Origin of the sequence: Pantoea sp. ICBG 985, assembly GCF_002928365.1 — a bacterium.
Lineage (GTDB): Bacteria > Pseudomonadota > Gammaproteobacteria > Enterobacterales > Enterobacteriaceae > Pantoea > Pantoea dispersa.
The window spans coordinates 314,103-329,803 of the sequence record NZ_POWM01000003.1; the positions used below are offsets into that span (position 1 = coordinate 314,103).

The 15,701-nt window shown below is 58.8% G+C and carries 18 protein-coding genes; 12 read left to right on the top strand and 6 right to left on the bottom strand.

Going from position 1 to position 15,701, the window contains the following annotated elements; all coding sequences use genetic code 11:
• Positions 1-14: 14 nt before the first annotated feature.
• From C1Y42_RS10885 to C1Y42_RS10900, 5 genes are all read left to right on the top strand, one after another.
• Positions 15-869 carry a helix-turn-helix transcriptional regulator gene (locus tag C1Y42_RS10885; protein ID WP_058770343.1) on the top strand — a complete coding sequence of 285 codons (855 nt, stop codon included), beginning with the start codon at positions 15-17 and terminating at the stop codon, positions 867-869.
• A 99-nt stretch (positions 870-968) separates the two neighbouring features.
• On the top strand, positions 969-1,214 hold the full coding sequence (locus C1Y42_RS10890) for an AbrB/MazE/SpoVT family DNA-binding domain-containing protein (protein WP_058770344.1): 246 nt from the start codon (positions 969-971) through the stop codon (positions 1,212-1,214).
• On the top strand, positions 1,214-1,546 hold the full coding sequence (gene mazF / locus C1Y42_RS10895; protein WP_058770345.1) for an endoribonuclease MazF: 333 nt from the start codon (positions 1,214-1,216) through the stop codon (positions 1,544-1,546). Before C1Y42_RS10890 ends, mazF begins: the two co-directional genes overlap by 1 nt.
• Before the next feature lie 105 nt (positions 1,547-1,651).
• Entirely contained in the window at positions 1,652-1,825 is a 174-nt protein-coding gene (locus C1Y42_RS23745; RefSeq protein ID WP_021508895.1) for a hypothetical protein, read from the top strand.
• A gap of 29 nt (positions 1,826-1,854) precedes the next feature.
• Positions 1,855-2,202, top strand: a complete 348-nt coding sequence (locus C1Y42_RS10900) for a hypothetical protein (RefSeq protein WP_021508894.1) — start codon at positions 1,855-1,857, stop codon at positions 2,200-2,202.
• A 39-nt stretch (positions 2,203-2,241) separates the two neighbouring features.
• Here the strand turns inward: C1Y42_RS10900 and C1Y42_RS10905 are convergent, their stop codons facing one another.
• Positions 2,242-3,435, bottom strand: a complete 1,194-nt coding sequence (locus C1Y42_RS10905; protein WP_058781047.1) for a zinc-dependent alcohol dehydrogenase — start codon at positions 3,433-3,435, stop codon at positions 2,242-2,244.
• Between the two features lie 263 nt (positions 3,436-3,698).
• On the opposite strand from C1Y42_RS10905, the gene C1Y42_RS10910 reads away from it, so the two are divergent.
• The gene (locus tag C1Y42_RS10910; RefSeq protein ID WP_199188978.1) at positions 3,699-4,406 is read left to right on the top strand and encodes a phage antirepressor KilAC domain-containing protein; all 708 of its coding nucleotides are present in this window, start codon (positions 3,699-3,701) and stop codon (positions 4,404-4,406) included.
• Between the two features lie 34 nt (positions 4,407-4,440).
• On the opposite strand, the gene C1Y42_RS10915 is transcribed toward C1Y42_RS10910, so the two are convergent.
• Together C1Y42_RS10915 and C1Y42_RS10920 are read right to left on the bottom strand one after the other, a co-directional pair.
• Positions 4,441-4,656 carry a hypothetical protein gene (locus tag C1Y42_RS10915; RefSeq protein WP_199188979.1) on the bottom strand — a complete coding sequence of 72 codons (216 nt, stop codon included), beginning with the start codon at positions 4,654-4,656 and terminating at the stop codon, positions 4,441-4,443.
• A 141-nt stretch (positions 4,657-4,797) separates the two neighbouring features.
• The gene (locus C1Y42_RS10920) at positions 4,798-6,069 is read right to left on the bottom strand and encodes an NAD(P)/FAD-dependent oxidoreductase (protein ID WP_370445690.1); all 1,272 of its coding nucleotides are present in this window, start codon (positions 6,067-6,069) and stop codon (positions 4,798-4,800) included.
• A 117-nt stretch (positions 6,070-6,186) separates the two neighbouring features.
• On the opposite strand from C1Y42_RS10920, the gene C1Y42_RS10925 reads away from it, so the two are divergent.
• From C1Y42_RS10925 to crtB, 5 genes are read left to right on the top strand one after another with little or no spacing between them, the layout of a single operon-like run.
• Positions 6,187-7,092, top strand: a complete 906-nt coding sequence (locus C1Y42_RS10925; RefSeq protein ID WP_104093424.1) for a polyprenyl synthetase family protein — start codon at positions 6,187-6,189, stop codon at positions 7,090-7,092.
• 14 nt (positions 7,093-7,106) lie between these two features.
• The gene (locus C1Y42_RS10930; RefSeq protein ID WP_104093425.1) at positions 7,107-8,384 is read left to right on the top strand and encodes a glycosyltransferase; all 1,278 of its coding nucleotides are present in this window, start codon (positions 7,107-7,109) and stop codon (positions 8,382-8,384) included.
• A complete protein-coding gene (gene crtY / locus C1Y42_RS10935; protein WP_058781043.1) occupies positions 8,384-9,550 on the top strand; it encodes a lycopene beta-cyclase CrtY in 1,167 nt (388 codons plus the stop codon). The genes C1Y42_RS10930 and crtY overlap by 1 nt, the downstream gene beginning before the upstream one ends.
• Positions 9,550-11,031, top strand: coding sequence for a phytoene desaturase (locus C1Y42_RS10940; protein ID WP_058770350.1), 1,482 nt, complete (start codon positions 9,550-9,552; stop codon positions 11,029-11,031). Before crtY ends, C1Y42_RS10940 begins: the two co-directional genes overlap by 1 nt.
• A complete protein-coding gene (crtB, locus tag C1Y42_RS10945; protein ID WP_104093426.1) occupies positions 11,028-11,957 on the top strand; it encodes a 15-cis-phytoene synthase CrtB in 930 nt (309 codons plus the stop codon). The genes C1Y42_RS10940 and crtB overlap by 4 nt, the downstream gene beginning before the upstream one ends.
• Here crtB and C1Y42_RS10950 read toward each other — a convergent pair.
• Positions 11,896-12,429, bottom strand: a complete 534-nt coding sequence (locus C1Y42_RS10950; RefSeq protein WP_022547228.1) for a sterol desaturase family protein — start codon at positions 12,427-12,429, stop codon at positions 11,896-11,898. The genes crtB and C1Y42_RS10950 overlap by 62 nt on opposite strands.
• Before the next feature lie 308 nt (positions 12,430-12,737).
• Between C1Y42_RS10950 and C1Y42_RS10955 the strand changes: the two genes are divergently transcribed.
• Entirely contained in the window at positions 12,738-13,928 is a 1,191-nt protein-coding gene (locus C1Y42_RS10955) for an MFS transporter (protein WP_104093427.1), read from the top strand.
• A 2-nt stretch (positions 13,929-13,930) separates the two neighbouring features.
• On the opposite strand, the gene sfnG is transcribed toward C1Y42_RS10955, so the two are convergent.
• The gene (sfnG, locus tag C1Y42_RS10960; protein WP_021508881.1) at positions 13,931-15,025 is read right to left on the bottom strand and encodes a dimethylsulfone monooxygenase SfnG; all 1,095 of its coding nucleotides are present in this window, start codon (positions 15,023-15,025) and stop codon (positions 13,931-13,933) included.
• Between the two features lie 220 nt (positions 15,026-15,245).
• A complete protein-coding gene (locus C1Y42_RS10965; RefSeq protein WP_104093428.1) occupies positions 15,246-15,593 on the bottom strand; it encodes a helix-turn-helix transcriptional regulator in 348 nt (115 codons plus the stop codon).
• Positions 15,594-15,701 lie beyond the last annotated feature (108 nt).

Below are 15,701 nucleotides of genomic sequence, written 5' to 3' on the forward strand. Positions count from 1 at the left end.
CTGGAGAGCTGCTGATGAGCACCGCGCAAACCCTTACCCCCGCTGAGCTGAACAACCGTAAATTACTCGGTACCTTTTTACGTACGCGCCGTGAGAGCCTGGATCCTAACCGCCTCGGTTTACCGCGCATGCGTCAGCGCCGCACGCCGGGTTTACGCCGTGAAGAGGTAGCGCAGCTGGCGGATGTCGGCGTCACCTGGTACACCTGGCTGGAACAGGGGCGCGATATCAAAGCCTCCACCAAAACGCTGACGGCCATCGCCAGCGCCCTGCAATGCAATGATGTTGAGACGCAGCATCTTTTCTCGCTGGCCGGACACACCCTGCCATCGACGCGCGTCGCCGCTGCCTGCTGCAAACTCGCCGGACATAATCAGCAAATGCTGGATGCCATTCAGCTACCGGCGATCATCGAAACGCCGCGCTTCGATATCCTCGGCTATAACCAGGCGTGGTGTGCACTGATGGGCGTCGATTTAGCCCAGATCGCGCCGGAAGATCGCAACTGTATCTGGCTGGCGTTCAACCATGCCGGCTGGCGCAACGTGATGACCGACTGGGACGAAGTAATGCCACAGATGGTGGCGATGTTTCGCGGTCAGATGGGCGAGCATCTGGGCGATCCGCACTGGGAGAGCTTCCTGGCGCGATTGCTGAACAGTTCCGATGAGTTCGCGCACACCTGGCAGCGCTACGAACTGGGCAAGGTAGAAAACCGCGTGAAACGCTTTTACCGTGCCGAAGTGGGCGAAATGACGCTACGCCAGAACAACTGGTGGTCGGCGTCACGCAACGGCGACCGCCTGCTGGTGTATGTGCCGGATGATGCCGCCAGCGCAGCGGCGCTGCAGCAGTTAACGGCGCGCTGAATCCTGCCGCTTTCTTAGCATGTCAGGCTGAAGGTGTTTATACGTTGTATCGACATCATCACGGCTATACAATGTATACACATCCTTCGGAGGCCTGTTATGACGACCGTCACCTTAAAGAAATGGGGCAACAGTCCCTCGATTCGCATCCCATCCAGCGTGATGCAATCCGCGTCGCTCAGCGTGGACGATAAACTGGAACTCAGCGTTGAAGATGGCAAGCTGATCCTTGTGCCGCTCAGGGAAAAGGTGTATTCACTGGACGCTCTGCTGGACGAGATCACCGACGATAACGTCCATGATAAAATTGATTTTGGACCTTCAGTGGGCAAGGAAAGAATCTGATGGTGTCACGTTTTGTTCCCGATGCAGGCGATCTCATCTGGCTGGATTTTGATCCCACCCTTGGCCATGAACAGGGCGGCCATCGTCCTGCGGTTGTGCTGAGTCCCTTTGCCTATAACAACAAGGTCGGCATGTTGTTGTGCGTCCCGTGTACCACCCAGGTCAAAGGCTATCCTTTCGAAGTTTCCCTTACCGGTAGCCGTGATAGTGTGGCGCTGGCCGATCAGGTCACCTCCATCGACTGGCGCGCCAGAAAAGTGGTGAAAAAAAGCCATGTGACCGCCGAGGAACTGAGTGAGATTCGCGCTAAAGCTAAAGCGCTGATTGGCTGACGTCCGTTATCTTTGCCATCGCCACCGATAAGAATGTCCTGCGCTATCCCCAACCTTATTTATCCTGACTATGCTTATCAGACGATAATAAATTCAGGAGAGCGCATGAAACTACTTTATTTCGTTTCGCTTATTGCTGCAGCCGGTTATTTACTGGCTTTCTTACCTAAACTGCGCACCCGTCGCGAGCCTGTGGCTTATTGGGGGTGCTGGGCTTATTTAGGTCTGAACGCGGTATATTGGGCAGTATTTGCGTTTCGCTATTATTTTCTGCGCTAACCGTGGTAACGTCATGAAGGAGTTATGTTATGTCAGAAAACAATCGCGATCGGATGCCCTATTTACTCTATTTTTCCCGTCAGCGTTTACTGGTGGAAAATATCGACGGCCATATCGTTGATATTGGCGGTGCGGAAAGAGTGGGCGATCGTTATCGCTGGCAGCTGGATGGTAAAGATGCCGGGGGAGAAACGGAGCAGGAAGTGGACGAATTACTGGCCGAGGTGGAAAAACACCTGAGCTTTTTGTTCGTCGATGGCCAGTTTACCAGCCTGCCCGATGTCAGTGCTGATTATGGCGATCGGCTCGACAACGCGCCCTCACGGCAAATTGCACTACCCGAGCTCAACGACCGCGATGAAGATATCGTGCGTTAAGCCACAGAAGCAGGCTGCCGTCAGGCAGCCTGTCAGCACTCAGGCCGCCGGTGTGGTACTGGCCATACCGGGCACCAGAATCACTTTGCGGCAATCCTCTTTGCGTTTTTCAAAGATTTCATAGCCGCGCGCGGCCTCTTCCAGCGGCATATGGTGCGTCACAATCTCTTCCGGCGTCAGCAGCCCTTGCTCAATCAGCGACAGCAGGCGCGGTAAATAAGCCTGCACATGCGTCTGGCCCATTTTAAACGTCAGTCCTTTATCGAATGCATCGCCAAACAGGAAGCCGTGGATAAAGCCGGCATACACGCCCGGCACGCTGACCACACCTCCACGGCGCACCGCCGCAATGCACTGCCGCAGCGCCTTCCCGCTGCTGCCCTCCAGCTTCAGATTACTCATCACCGTTTCCGTCAGGCTGCCCTTGGCTTCAAAACCTACCGCATCGATTACCGCATCAACGCCCCGGTGGCCCTGGGTATGATCAATGATCCAGCCAGCAGGATCGTCGATTTCGTCAAAATTGATCGGCGTAACCCCATAACGCTGGCGGGCAAACTCCAGTCGATAAGCGTTGTGGTCAATCATAAAGATCTCTTCCGCCCCAACCAGGCGCGCGCAGGCGGCGCTCAGTAACCCGACCGGGCCGGCGCCAAAAATGGCGACGCTGGAGCCTTTATCCAGTCCGGCATTTTGCACTGCCTGCCAGGCGGTGGGCAGGATATCGGAGAGAAACAGTACTTTTTCATCCGGTAGCGCCAGCGGCACTTTAAACGGCCCGACATTGGCTTTTGGTACCCGCACATATTCCGCCTGGCCGCCCGGCACGCCGCCGTACAGTTTGCTGTAGCCAAATAACGCTGCAGGCGGGGTAATATTTTTCTTGTTTAAAATAGCACCGCGCCCGCTATTGGTATTTTCACAGGCCGCATACTGATGCAGATGACAAAAGAAACAGTCGCCACAGGCAATAACAAAGGGCACCACAACGCGATCGCCAATTTTCACATTGGTAACCTCACTCCCCGCTTCCACCACTTCACCCATAAATTCGTGACCAAATATATCACCGTGATCGGTACCGGGAATTTTCCCGCGATAAAGATGTAAGTCGGAGCCGCAAATTGCCGTCGCGGTGACGCGTAAAATAATGTCGTCCGGCTGCTCTAAAATCGGGTCAGGAACAGTTTCAACGCGCACCCGATGTGGGCCATGATAAGTTAACGCTTTCATAATCAGCTCCTCATAAATAAGCGTAACGAAAGGCTGTCTTTATTTAACCTGAATCGCTTAAGCCTGGTAGTAATAGTCGAATAGGCAAGCGTATCGGTATCAGGTGCAGAGCGGGGTCCGGCGCAGTTGCGCTTTGTGCGATATCTCGCAGAGAGGCATTTCTTACAGTAACGGCTAAAAATAATACTGGATATGCAAACAGTATATTGTATACTTATCCAGCAGTCTGATGGACTGTTCCACGTTTGTAAGAGGTGATACTGATGATGATCTCAACGGAAAGTCTTGCTGCTCTCAACGCAACTCTGCTGATGAGCAGCCGTGAAATTGCCAGAATAACCGGCATCACGCATGGCGAAGTGAAGCGCCTGATTAAAAGCCTGGAAACCGCGCAGCGCCTTTCCCAGCCTGTCACGGTGAATCATTACGAGCATGAAGGTGAGACACGTCAGGAGTTCCAGCTGAATAAACGTGACTCGCTGCTGGCGGTTGCTCGTCTTTCCCCCGGCTTTACCGCCGAACTGCTGGACCGCTGGCAGGAGCGGGAAGAATTCACCCATCTGCCCGACTTCACCAATCCGGCGGAAGCGGCCCGTGCCTGGGCAGAACAGTTTGAGCAACGCCGTGCGGCGGAACAGCAACTGGCGCTGACGGCCCCAAAGGCAGAATTCTTTGATCGCTTTGTTGATGTGCATGAGTCGCTGGGCTTTCGCCAGCTGTGCAAAATGCTCAAGGTGAAAGAGCCGGAGTTTCGGCAGTTTCTGCTTGAACGCAACATTATGTACCGTGACAAAGGTGCGCTGACGCCACAGCAGCACCATCTGCAGGCTGGCTATTTTGCACTGCGCAGCGGAATGGGTGAAAACCAGCATGCTTTTTCACAGGCACGATTCACCGCGAAAGGCGTGAAGTGGATTGCCAGTCTGTGGGCCGGTCATGTCGCTGCACGGCCAAATGGTGTCGCTGCCTGATATTCAGCCGGTCATGACGACCGGCTGGATTCGCTTAGCGCTGATGGCAGCGGCGCTGGAGCCGATGGCGAAACTGCCTGACCTCTTCGCGTGACCAGCAGCGAGAGGAGAGCGGCAGGCTGTCATCAACCGCCGCCGGCAGCGGCAATTTTTCCAGCGTGCCACGATTACACATAGCACGCGCCAGCGTGGTACAGGGGATATCAAGGTAATGCGCCATCTGCAGCAGCGTCATCAGGGTGGTACGCATACTCACCTCCATTTGGCTTATGTTTCGCCTTCCATGGTTGAGCATCCCGGCAGATGTTTTTTTGATCGCGATCAGCCTACGCCTTAATTCAGGTTAAAAATTAATCAACCCGCTACCCTGTGGTCTGCGCCATCGCTTCGCTCACTGTGCCGCCGGAAAGTTTCGCTGAATCGGTGCAAACGCGCTGGCGGTTTTGCCGATCAGCCGTTGTGGCCGGAACTCTTTCAGCAGGTCGCTGGGACCGTCGCCGATCAGTTCTTCTGCCACCAGCCGGCCAATCAGCGGTGACAGCGTGACGCCGCTGTGCGTCACCGCGACATACACGCGCTGATGCGGGGTGACAAAGCCCAGCGCCGGCAAGCCATCAGCCGGACGCGCCCGCTGCCCGACGACAATCTGCTCGATCTGCAACGCACCAGCCGTGGCAAACAGCGCCCGGTAGCGCTCACGAAACTGATCGGCGATGGCGCCATGAGTCGACGGCGGCGCGTCCGGATCGGCCAGGTGATCGAGATCCAGCGCCTGTAACAGTAACCGCCCGCCGCCGTCCGGGCGCACGTTCAGCTGCGGAGAAATCAGGTTGGTGCCAAGCGATAACGGCTGTGGTGCGGTGCGCGCCAGAAAGCTGCAGGCCACCGCATCAGGCTTGCTGGTGTCAATCAGCGCCAGTTCCAGACCAAGCGTATGCAGCAGCTGATTGGCCCAGCGTCCGGTCGCCAGCACCAGCCGGTCGCCCTGCCACTGCTCACCCTGCTCCAGCTGCACCGTCACGCCTTCCGCATTTTCACTAATGTGCTGAATCGCCTGATGCTGATGCAGTACCGCGCCGTGCGCCTGCGCCTCTGACCACAGCCGTGCCAGATACAGCGCCGGATAGAGCACTGATTCCGTTGGAAAATGCCAGATGCTGCCGTGTACCGCAGACGCGCGCAGTTCAGGAATTTCCTGCTGCAGCTCGGCCAGCGTCCTTTGCCGTGCCGCATAGCCAGCGGCCTGTAATGAGGTGGCACGCTGCTGCAGTTGCTGTTCGGCTTCACCCGCGCCGGCCCACTCCCAGGTGCCACAAGGTTCCAGCCAGCGCACGCCATTGGTCTGCGTCAGCTGCAGCCGGATATGCTCCTCCATCGCCAGCGCATTGAGGCGGTGATAGCTGGCAGGCTGTTTGCCGTTGGAGTTCACCCAGGCAAATGTGGTGCTGCTGGTGCCCGCGCCCATGTGTTGCCGGTCAAAGAGGGTCACCTGCGCGCCCTGCCTTGCCAGCGCCCACGCCACGGCGAGGCCGATCACACCCGCACCGATTATCGCCACTTTTTGCGTCGTCATAGCTGTCTCCTCTGATTGCCCGTCATCATAGCAGTCACCGCAGCGAAAACTGGCCTGAGGGTCATAGGAATTACTTCTCAGATTATTCAATAAATAAAAAAAGCGTGACGGTGCGTTAAAGTCGCTTCGCTCGCTGGCGCACTCCCCTTACCGGGTCTACGGTTAATTGAAAAAGCACAAGAATTTAACTAACCATGGAAAGCCGCTATGACCGCCCATGTCGATACCACAGCAAGCCAGGAAAGCGATCTCCTTCAGTTGCATCACGCATTGCAGGCTCATCTTGAACATTTATTGCCTGCCGGGCAGCAGGCCGATCGCGTTCGGGCCGCGATGCGTGCCGGCACGCTGGCACCGGGCAAACGTATTCGTCCGCTCTTGCTGCTGCTGGCAGCACGCGATATGGGCTGTGACGTGGCGCAGCAGGGTATCCTTGATCTTGCCTGTGCGGTCGAAATGGTGCACGCCGCATCACTGATCCTTGACGACATTCCATCAATGGATAACGCCCGGATGCGACGTGGGCGCCCGGCAATCCACTGTGAATTTGGGGAAAACGTGGCGATCCTGGCAGCGGTCGCGCTACTCAGCCGCGCCTTTGAGGTGATTGCACTCGCGCCGGGTCTGCCGGCAACGCACAAAGCCGAAGCCATTGCCGAGCTCTCCTCTGCCGTGGGCCTGCAGGGCTTGGTTCAGGGTCAGTTCCAGGATCTGCATGACGGCGCACACAGCCGCAGTCCGGAAGCCATCACCCTGACCAACGAACTGAAAACCAGCGTCCTGTTTCGCGCCACGCTGCAAATGGCGGCGATTGCGGCCGATGCGTCAGTGCAGGTGCGTCAGCGTTTAAGCTATTTTGCGCAGGATTTAGGTCAGGCATTCCAGTTACTGGACGACCTGGCAGATGGCTCTAAACACACCGGCAAGGACTGTCATCAGGATCAGGGCAAATCCACGCTGGTGCAGATGCTGGGCCCGGAAGGGGCTGAACGTCGTCTGCGCGACCATCTAAGCAGCGCCGATGCACACCTTGCCTGCGCCTGCCATCGCGGTGTCGCCACCCGTCAATATATGCACGCCCTGTTTAATCAACAGCTGGCGATGTTTAACTGAAGCCGGTCATACCTATGGGGCATTTTGCCGTTATTGCGCCACCGCTCTACAGCCACTTTCACGCATTGCAGGCGCTGGCGCAAACGCTGCTGGCGCGCGGACACCGCATCACCTTTATCCAGCAAAGCGACGCACGCACCTTGCTGAGCGACGAGCGTATTGCCTTTGTGGCCGTCGGCGAGCGCACGCATCCTGCCGGATCGCTCTCCAGCGAACTCAGGCGGCTGGCCGCACCGGGTGGGCTGTCGCTGTTTCGCGTGATTCACGATCTGGCCAGCACCACCGATATGCTGTGCCGCGAACTGCCCGCGGTGCTGAAACGCCTGCAGGTCGATGGCGTGATTGCCGACCAAATGGAAGCGGCTGGCGGTCTGGTGGCAGAGGCGTTACAGCTGCCGTTCGTGTCGGTGGCCTGCGCGCTGCCGGTCAATCGTGAAGCGGCCATTCCGCTGGCGGTAATGCCCTTTCGCTTTGCTCAGGATGAGAAAGCGCTGCAGCGCTATCAGGCCAGCAGTGATATCTACGACCGCATCATGCGTCGTCATGGCGCTGTCATCGCTCGTCATGCGCGCGCCTTCGGCCTGCCCGAACGCCATGGCTTACATCAGTGTCTGTCGCCGCTGGCGCAAATCAGTCAGCTGGTGCCCGCTTTTGATTTTCCACGCCAGCAACTGCCAGCCTGCTATCACAGCGTGGGTCCGCTGCGGACTCCAGTTGCTAGCGGCGCGCTCGCCGCACCCTGGCCAGCGCTGCGCCAGCCGGTGGTGTATGCCTCGCTAGGCACGCTACAGGGGCATCGTTTTCGCCTGTTTCTGCATCTGGCTCAGGCCTGCCGCAATCAGCAGCTGTCGCTGGTGGTGGCACACTGTGGCGGGTTGACCGCCAGCCAGGCACATCAGCTCAGACTGGCCGGTGCTGCGTGGGTGACCGATTTTGTGGATCAGCGGGCGGCGCTGCAGCATGCGCAACTGTTTATCACTCACGCCGGTCTGAACAGTGCGCTGGAAGCGCTGGAGTGTGGCACGCCGATGCTGGCGCTGCCGATCGCCTTCGATCAGCCCGGCGTGGCGGCACGTATTGAGTGGCACGGCGTCGGCCGGCGCGCCTCACGCTTCAGCCGCGTCGCGCAACTGGAGCAACACCTGCAACAGTTGCTGAGTGACGATCGCTATCGTCTGCGCATGTCAGCCATTCAGGCGCAGCTGCAGCGGGCCGGTGGCTGTACGCGCGCGGCGGATATTGTCGAGCAGGCGCTGTGTCAGCAGCAAATCGTGCTGGCTGAGGCCACCTGATGCGTGCACCTTATGATGTCATTCTGGTCGGTGCCGGCCTGGCCAACGGGCTGATTGCGCTGCGTTTACGCCAGCTGCAGCCCGCACTTAAGGTTTTGCTGCTGGAGAGTCAGGCGCAGCCGGCCGGCAATCATACCTGGTCGTTCCATCGCGAAGATGTCAGCGAAGCGCAGTTTCGCTGGCTCGAACCGCTGCTTTCGGCGCGCTGGCCCGGTTATCAGGTACGCTTCCCCACCCTGCGTCGCCAGCTGGATGGTGAATATTGCTCCATTGCCTCGGAGGATTTTGCCCGGCACTTACAGCAGGTGCTCGGTACCGCGCTACGCACCGCAGCGCCGGTCAGCGAGGTCTCACCCACCGGAGTCAGACTGGCGGATGGCGGGATGTTACAGGCGCAGGTGGTGATTGACGGACGCGGGCTGCAGCCGACACCGCATCTGCAGCTCGGCTATCAGGCATTTGTCGGTCAGGAGTGGCAGCTGGCCGCGCCGCATGGCCTGCAGCAGCCAATATTGATGGACGCCAGTGTCGATCAGCAGCAGGGTTATCGCTTTGTTTACACCCTGCCGCTCAGTGCCAGCCGTTTACTGATTGAAGATACCCACTACATCAACCATGCCACGCTGGATGCTGCACAGGCGCGCCGGCACATTACGGATTATGCCCACCAGCGCGGCTGGAATCTGCGCCAGCTGCTGCGCGAGGAGCACGGCTCGCTGCCGATCACGCTCAGCGGCGATATCGATCAGTTCTGGCAACAACAGCACGGACAACCGTGCAGCGGGCTGCGCGCCGGACTGTTTCACGCCACTACCGGTTACTCGCTACCCGCCGCGGTGGCGCTGGCGGAGAAGATTGCCAGCACGCTGCCCGCCGATGCCCACACGCTGAGCCACTGCATCGAATCCTTTGCCCGTCAGCACTGGCGCGAGCAGCGCTTTTTCCGTCTGTTGAATCGCATGCTGTTTCTTGCCGGACGGCCTGAACAGCGCTGGCGCGTGATGCAGCGTTTTTACCGGCTTGACGCCGGATTGATTAGCCGCTTTTACGCCGGGCAACTGCGCCTCAGCGATAAAGCACGCATTCTGTGCGGCAAACCGCCGGTCCCTCTCGGCGAAGCGCTGCGCGCATTGATGATGACCTCTCCGTTACCAGGGAAGAAATAATGAAACGCACCTATGTGATTGGCGCAGGCTTCGGTGGCCTGGCGCTGGCGATTCGTCTGCAAGCGGCCGGCGTGCCGGTCACGCTGCTGGAACAGCGCGATAAGCCCGGCGGGCGCGCCTATGTTTATCAGGATCAGGGGTTTACCTTTGATGCCGGTCCGACGGTGATTACCGATCCCAGCGCTATCGAGGCGCTGTTTACGCTGGCAGGCAAGCAACTCAGTGATTATGTCGACCTGATGCCGGTGACGCCATTTTATCGCCTATGCTGGGAGGACGGCAGGCAGCTGGACTACGACAACAATCAGGCGCAGCTGGAGCAGCAGATTGCTACTTTTAACCCACAGGATGTCGCCGGTTACCGCCAGTTTCTGGCCTATTCACAGGATGTGTTTCGTGAGGGCTATCTGAAACTTGGCACTGTGCCTTTTCTGCATTTCCGCGACATGCTGCGTGCCGGGCCACAGCTGGGTCGGCTGCAGGCCTGGCGCAGTGTCTACAGCATGGTGGCGAAATTTATTCAGGACGATCATCTGCGCCAGGCTTTTTCCTTTCACTCTTTGCTGGTCGGCGGTAATCCTTTTGCAACGTCTTCGATCTATACCTTAATTCACGCACTGGAGCGCGAATGGGGCGTGTGGTTTCCGCGCGGCGGTACCGGTGCGCTGGTTGATGGCATGGCGCGGCTGTTTCGCGATTTGGGCGGTGAACTGCTGCTCAACGCCGAAGTCAGCCAGCTGGAGACCGAGGGTAACCGCATCAGCGGTGTCCAGCTGAAAGATGGGCGCCGTTTTGCCGCCGCCGCCGTTGCGTCAAATGCTGACGTGGTGCATACCTACGATCGCCTGTTGAGCCAGCACCCTGCGGCGCGTAAACGCGCGGCGACGCTGAAGCGCAAGCGGATGAGCAACTCGCTGTTTGTTCTCTATTTTGGTCTTAATCATGCCCACCCGCAGCTGGCGCACCACACCGTGTGCTTTGGTCCGCGCTATCGTGAATTGATCGATGAGATCTTCAATAGCAGCCAGCTGGCGGAAGATTTCTCGCTGTATCTGCACGCGCCCTGCTCCAGCGATCCGTCGCTGGCACCGGCAGGCTGCGGCAGTTTTTACGTGCTGGCGCCGGTGCCGCATCTCGGTACCGCCGCAATTGACTGGCAACAGGAAGGACCGCGCTTGCGCGATCGCATTTTTGCTTATCTGGAGGAGCACTATATGCCGGGTCTGCGACAGCAGTTAGTGACACACCGTATGTTTACGCCGTTTGATTTTCGCGACACGCTGCACGCGCATCAGGGCTCAGCGTTTTCGCTCGAACCCATTTTGACGCAAAGCGCCTGGTTCCGGCCGCATAACCGAGATGCCGACATCACTAACCTTTATCTGGTGGGGGCTGGCACGCATCCCGGTGCCGGTGTGCCAGGCGTGATCGGCTCCGCGAAAGCGACCGCCCAGCTGATGGTGGAGGATCTGACCGGATGAACCAACCGCCGCTGATTGAGCAGGTCACGCAAACCATGGCGCAGGGCTCCAAAAGTTTCGCCAGCGCCACCCGGCTGTTTGATCCTCCAACGCGCCGCAGTACGCTGATGCTGTACGCATGGTGTCGTCACTGTGACGATGTGATAGATGGTCAGACGCTGGGCGAAGGAGGCACGCAGCACGCGGTAGCGGATGCACAGGCGCGGATGCGCCACCTGCAAATCGAAACCCGCCGCGCCTACAGCGGTGCCCACATGGATGAACCGGCGTTTCGTGCCTTTCAGGAAGTGGCGCTGACGCATCAGCTTCCCCAGCAGCTGGCGTTTGATCATCTGGAAGGGTTTGCGATGGATGCGCGTGAAGAACGTTACGCGTGTTTCGGGGACACGCTGCGTTACTGCTATCACGTGGCCGGCGTGGTGGGGTTAATGATGGCGCGCGTGATGGGCGTACGTGATGAGCGCGTACTCGATCACGCCTGTGATTTGGGTCTGGCGTTTCAGCTGACCAATATCGCACGGGATATCGTTGAGGACGCGGAGAATGGCCGTTGCTATCTGCCACAAAGCTGGCTGGATGAGGCCGGACTAAGCGCCGCCCAGCTCGCCGATCCGCAACATCGCGCAGCGCTGGCCCCGCTGGCAGCGCGTCTGGTGCACGAGGCCGAGCCGTACTATCAGTCAGCGCGCAGCGGGCTGCCCGGATTGCCGCTCCGTTCGGCGTGGGCGATCGCCACCGCGCGCGGCGTTTACCGGGAAATTGGCGTAAAAGTGCAGCATGCCGGTGCCCGGGCATGGGATGCGCGCCAGCGCACCAGTAAAGGCGAAAAGCTGGCGCTGCTGGTGAAAGGTGCCGGCGTCGCGCTTACTTCGCGCCTTGCTCATCCCCAGGCGCGTCCTGCCGGTCTGTGGCAGCGTCCGCGTTGACACGACGCCCATGGCGCTGGCGCAGCGTCGCCTGCAGCTTGTGCAGCGGCGGGGCGTAAAGAAAGCCAAAGGAAACGCAGCCTTCCCGTCCCCGCACCGCATGATGCATGCGGTGCGCCATATACAATCGTTTCAGATAGCCTTTGCGTGGAATATAGCGGAACGGCCAGCGCTGATGGACCAGACCGTCATGCACCATAAAATAGAGCGCGCCATAAGTCGTCATGCCAGCGCCAATCCACTGCAGCGGCCAGACACCGTTGACACCCAGCCAAATCAGGCCAATCGACAACAGCGCAAACACCACGGCATACAGGTCGTTGAGCTCAAATTTGCTCTCATGCGGTTCATGATGCGACAAATGCCAGCCCCATCCCCAGCCATGCATAATGTATTTATGCGACAGCGCCGCGACGATCTCCATCAGTATCACGGTAGCCAGCAGGATAAGCGCATTCCATAACCAGAGCATCATTGGTCCATTTGCGAAGAGTGAGAGTATAAAGGTGGACGTGGATAGCGAAAGGCGCAAGTCTCCGGCAAAAAAACGCACCGGCAGCGTAAATACCAGCCAGGTCACAGACGCGTGCTGTCACCGTCAGACAAGCAAAGCGGCAAGAAGATTATCCTGCATGGCGGCCGGGTGGGTCTGCTTTACATCGATTTAACAGCTGGTTAGTATAGCCAGCGGTTCAGCGGTAAAGGCTGCTGCGTACGCGTTAACGTCAATCAACGCACCATATGCAGAGACTTTCTGCCTCATTTCTATGGTGCGCAAACATGTCCCATACCGCTTTATCTGCTGATTCTGCCCTGCGTCGTTCCGGCTTTTTCCTGCTGCTGCTGTTACTCACCGCCGCCAACTTACGCACGCCCATCACCGCCACCGGGCCGGTACTGGAAAATATTCGCCTGACATTTGGCCTGAGCGCCAGCGCTGCCGGCGTGATTAACTTTTTACCGCTGCTGATGTTCGCCACGCTGGCACCGCCAGCCGCCTGGTTTGGCAATCGCTTTGGCCTGGAGCGCAGTCTGTGGGGGGCGTTACTCCTGATCGTCCTGGGTTCACTGCTGCGAATCAGCGGCAGCGAAACGGCACTGTGGCTGGGGACGCTGATTCTCAGCAGCGGGATCGCGGCGGCCAACGTCCTGCTGCCGCCGCTGATTAAGCGGGATTACACCGCGCACACCGCGCGTTATATCGGGCTGTATGCCATGACCATGGGCATCACCGCCAGCATCGCTTCCGGCGTGGCCGTGCCGCTGGCCGAATTGAGCAGCGCCGGCTGGCGTCTGTCGCTGGCGGTCTGGCTGATTCCGGCGCTGGTCGCGCTGCTGGCGTGGCTGCCGCAGCTGAAAAATCCCGCGACGCGTGAGCAGCGCGCGACAGAGGTCACCGTAACGCGTTCGCCGTGGCGTTCCGCGATCGGCTGGCAGGTGTCGCTGTTCATGGCCAGCCAGTCGCTGCTGTTTTATACCCTGATTGGCTGGTTTACCCCGTTCGCACAGGATAATGGCATCAGTCAGCTGCAGGCGGGCGGCATGTTGTTCGTCTATCAAATTGTGGCGATCGCCTCCAATCTGGCCTGTATGCGGGCGCTGAAGCAGCTGCGCGATCAGCGTCTGATCGGGCTGCTGGCTTCGCTGTCGATCTTCATCGCGCTGACCGGCCTGCTGCTGGCACCCGCATGGTCGCTATTGTGGCTGATTCTGGCAGGCCTCGGTGCGGGCGCCTCGCTGCTGATCAGCCTGTCACTGTTTAATTTACGCACCCGGGACCATCGCCAGGCCTCGAAACTCTCCGGCATGGCGCAGTGCGTGGGGTACGGGCTGGCGGCGCTGGGGCCGCTGTGCTTCGGCATGCTGCATGATGTCAGCGGCAGCTGGCAGCTCCCGCTGCTGATGCTGTTGGCGGTAAGCGCGCTGCAAATGGCGATGGCGCTGCTGGCCGGACGCGACCGCGCTATCTGACCTCAGACCGTGACGGCGTTAAGCGCCTCCTGTCGTTCCAGTTCGCGCACGCGTGGGATAACTTCCCGCCCAAAGAACTCCACCTCTTCATGGAAATGCAGAAACGCCAGCAGCAGTAAATCCACGCCAGCGCGTTTCTGCTCCATGATGCGCTCAGCAATTTGCTGCGGGGTGCCAATCAGATTGGTTTTGAAACCGTCGTTGTATTGCACCAGATCCTCGAAGGAGGATTTGGCCCAGTTGCCCTCGCCTTCCGGCGACGCGCTGCCGGCATTTTTCACCTCATGCTGGAAGCCTTTCACCGCATCCGGATTGGCTTTGGCGATGATCTCCTGCAGCACCGCCTGGGCTTCCTGTTCGCTCTCGCGGGCGATGACAAAACCATTCAGGCCGATTTTAACGGCGTGCTGATTGACGGCGGCTTTGGCACGGATATCGTCCACCTGCTGGCGTACGCCCTGCGGCGTGTTGCCGTTGGTGAAGTACCAGTCAGACACTCGTGACGCCATGTCCCGCGCGGCGCGCGAGCTGCCGCCCTGAAAAATTTCCGGCAGCGGATCGAGTGGTTTAGGCTTGAGCGCGTAGTCGCGGAAGCGATAAAAATCTCCGGCGAAGCTGAAGCTGCTTTCACGCCAGATGCCGCGCAGGCAGCGAATAAACTCTTCCGAACGCAGATAGCGCTCTTCGTGATCGAGCCAGGGTTCACCAATCGCTTTGAACTCGCCGCGAAACCAGCCGCTGACAATGTTCACCGCGATGCGCGGACCGTACAGATGGCTGATGGTAGCGATCTGCTTCGCCGCCAGCGTCGGGTTCCACGGCCCCGGCAGCAGCGCGGCAATCACTTTAAGTTTTGTGGTGTGGCTCAGCAGATCCTGAGAGAAGGTGACTGATTCGTGCTGATTATCCGCGCCATAGCCGGCGGTGAAACGAATCTGCGTCAGGGCATAATCGAAGCCGGCGCGTTCAGCGATTTTCGCCAGTTCACGGTTGTACTCCGCGTCCCAGCGCGTGCGCTGCTCGATCTGACTGATGACTAAACCACCTGAAACATTAGGCACCCAGTAAGCAAACTGCAGCGGTTTTACCTGTGACATAGGTTTCTCCTGAGACTTCTTATAGCTGGATTAACGGAAAATTATCTTCATTAATGTTTTTGGCTATAAGAGGCTATGCAGTGAGCGTGCCAGTTCCTGGCAGAGATTAAACGCCTGATTTACGGGCTAACTGAATGAGAGGATGAGGAATGTCTGTTGCGGATGCAGCAGCCGCTGTCGCCAGGCTGTTGCAATTGCAGCCGCTCCGGCGAAAAGGGCGCTACTCCGCGTGCTGAAAAGCCTGCAGCGCGCTTCGGGTGGCGGCATCGTCAACGGCGGCGCTGAGCAGCGCATCAAGCAGACCGGGAAAGCGCGCGTCCAGATCGTCGCGCCGCAGTGACAGCAGATTCTCGCGGCCAGAGGGTTTTTGCCAGATTACGCCGCTGTCACGCAGTACCCGCCAGTGATGGGTTAAGGTTGATTTGGATACGCCTTGCAGCAGCGAACCGCAGCTGCGCTCCTCCCCCTGTGCCAGCAGCGCGACGACCGCCATGCGCATCGGATTGCCCAGCGCGGCCAGCACATTCTCCAGCCTGATGGCGTCACGCGACGGATGATTTTCCAGCATTGCTTATCTCTGTAAGGGCGTAAGACAGCAAATTATCCTTGAGTCGGCGGGCGATGTATAGCGCAGTACGAGCGGTGCGCCAATCGCGCTGCGCTAATTTACGATGTC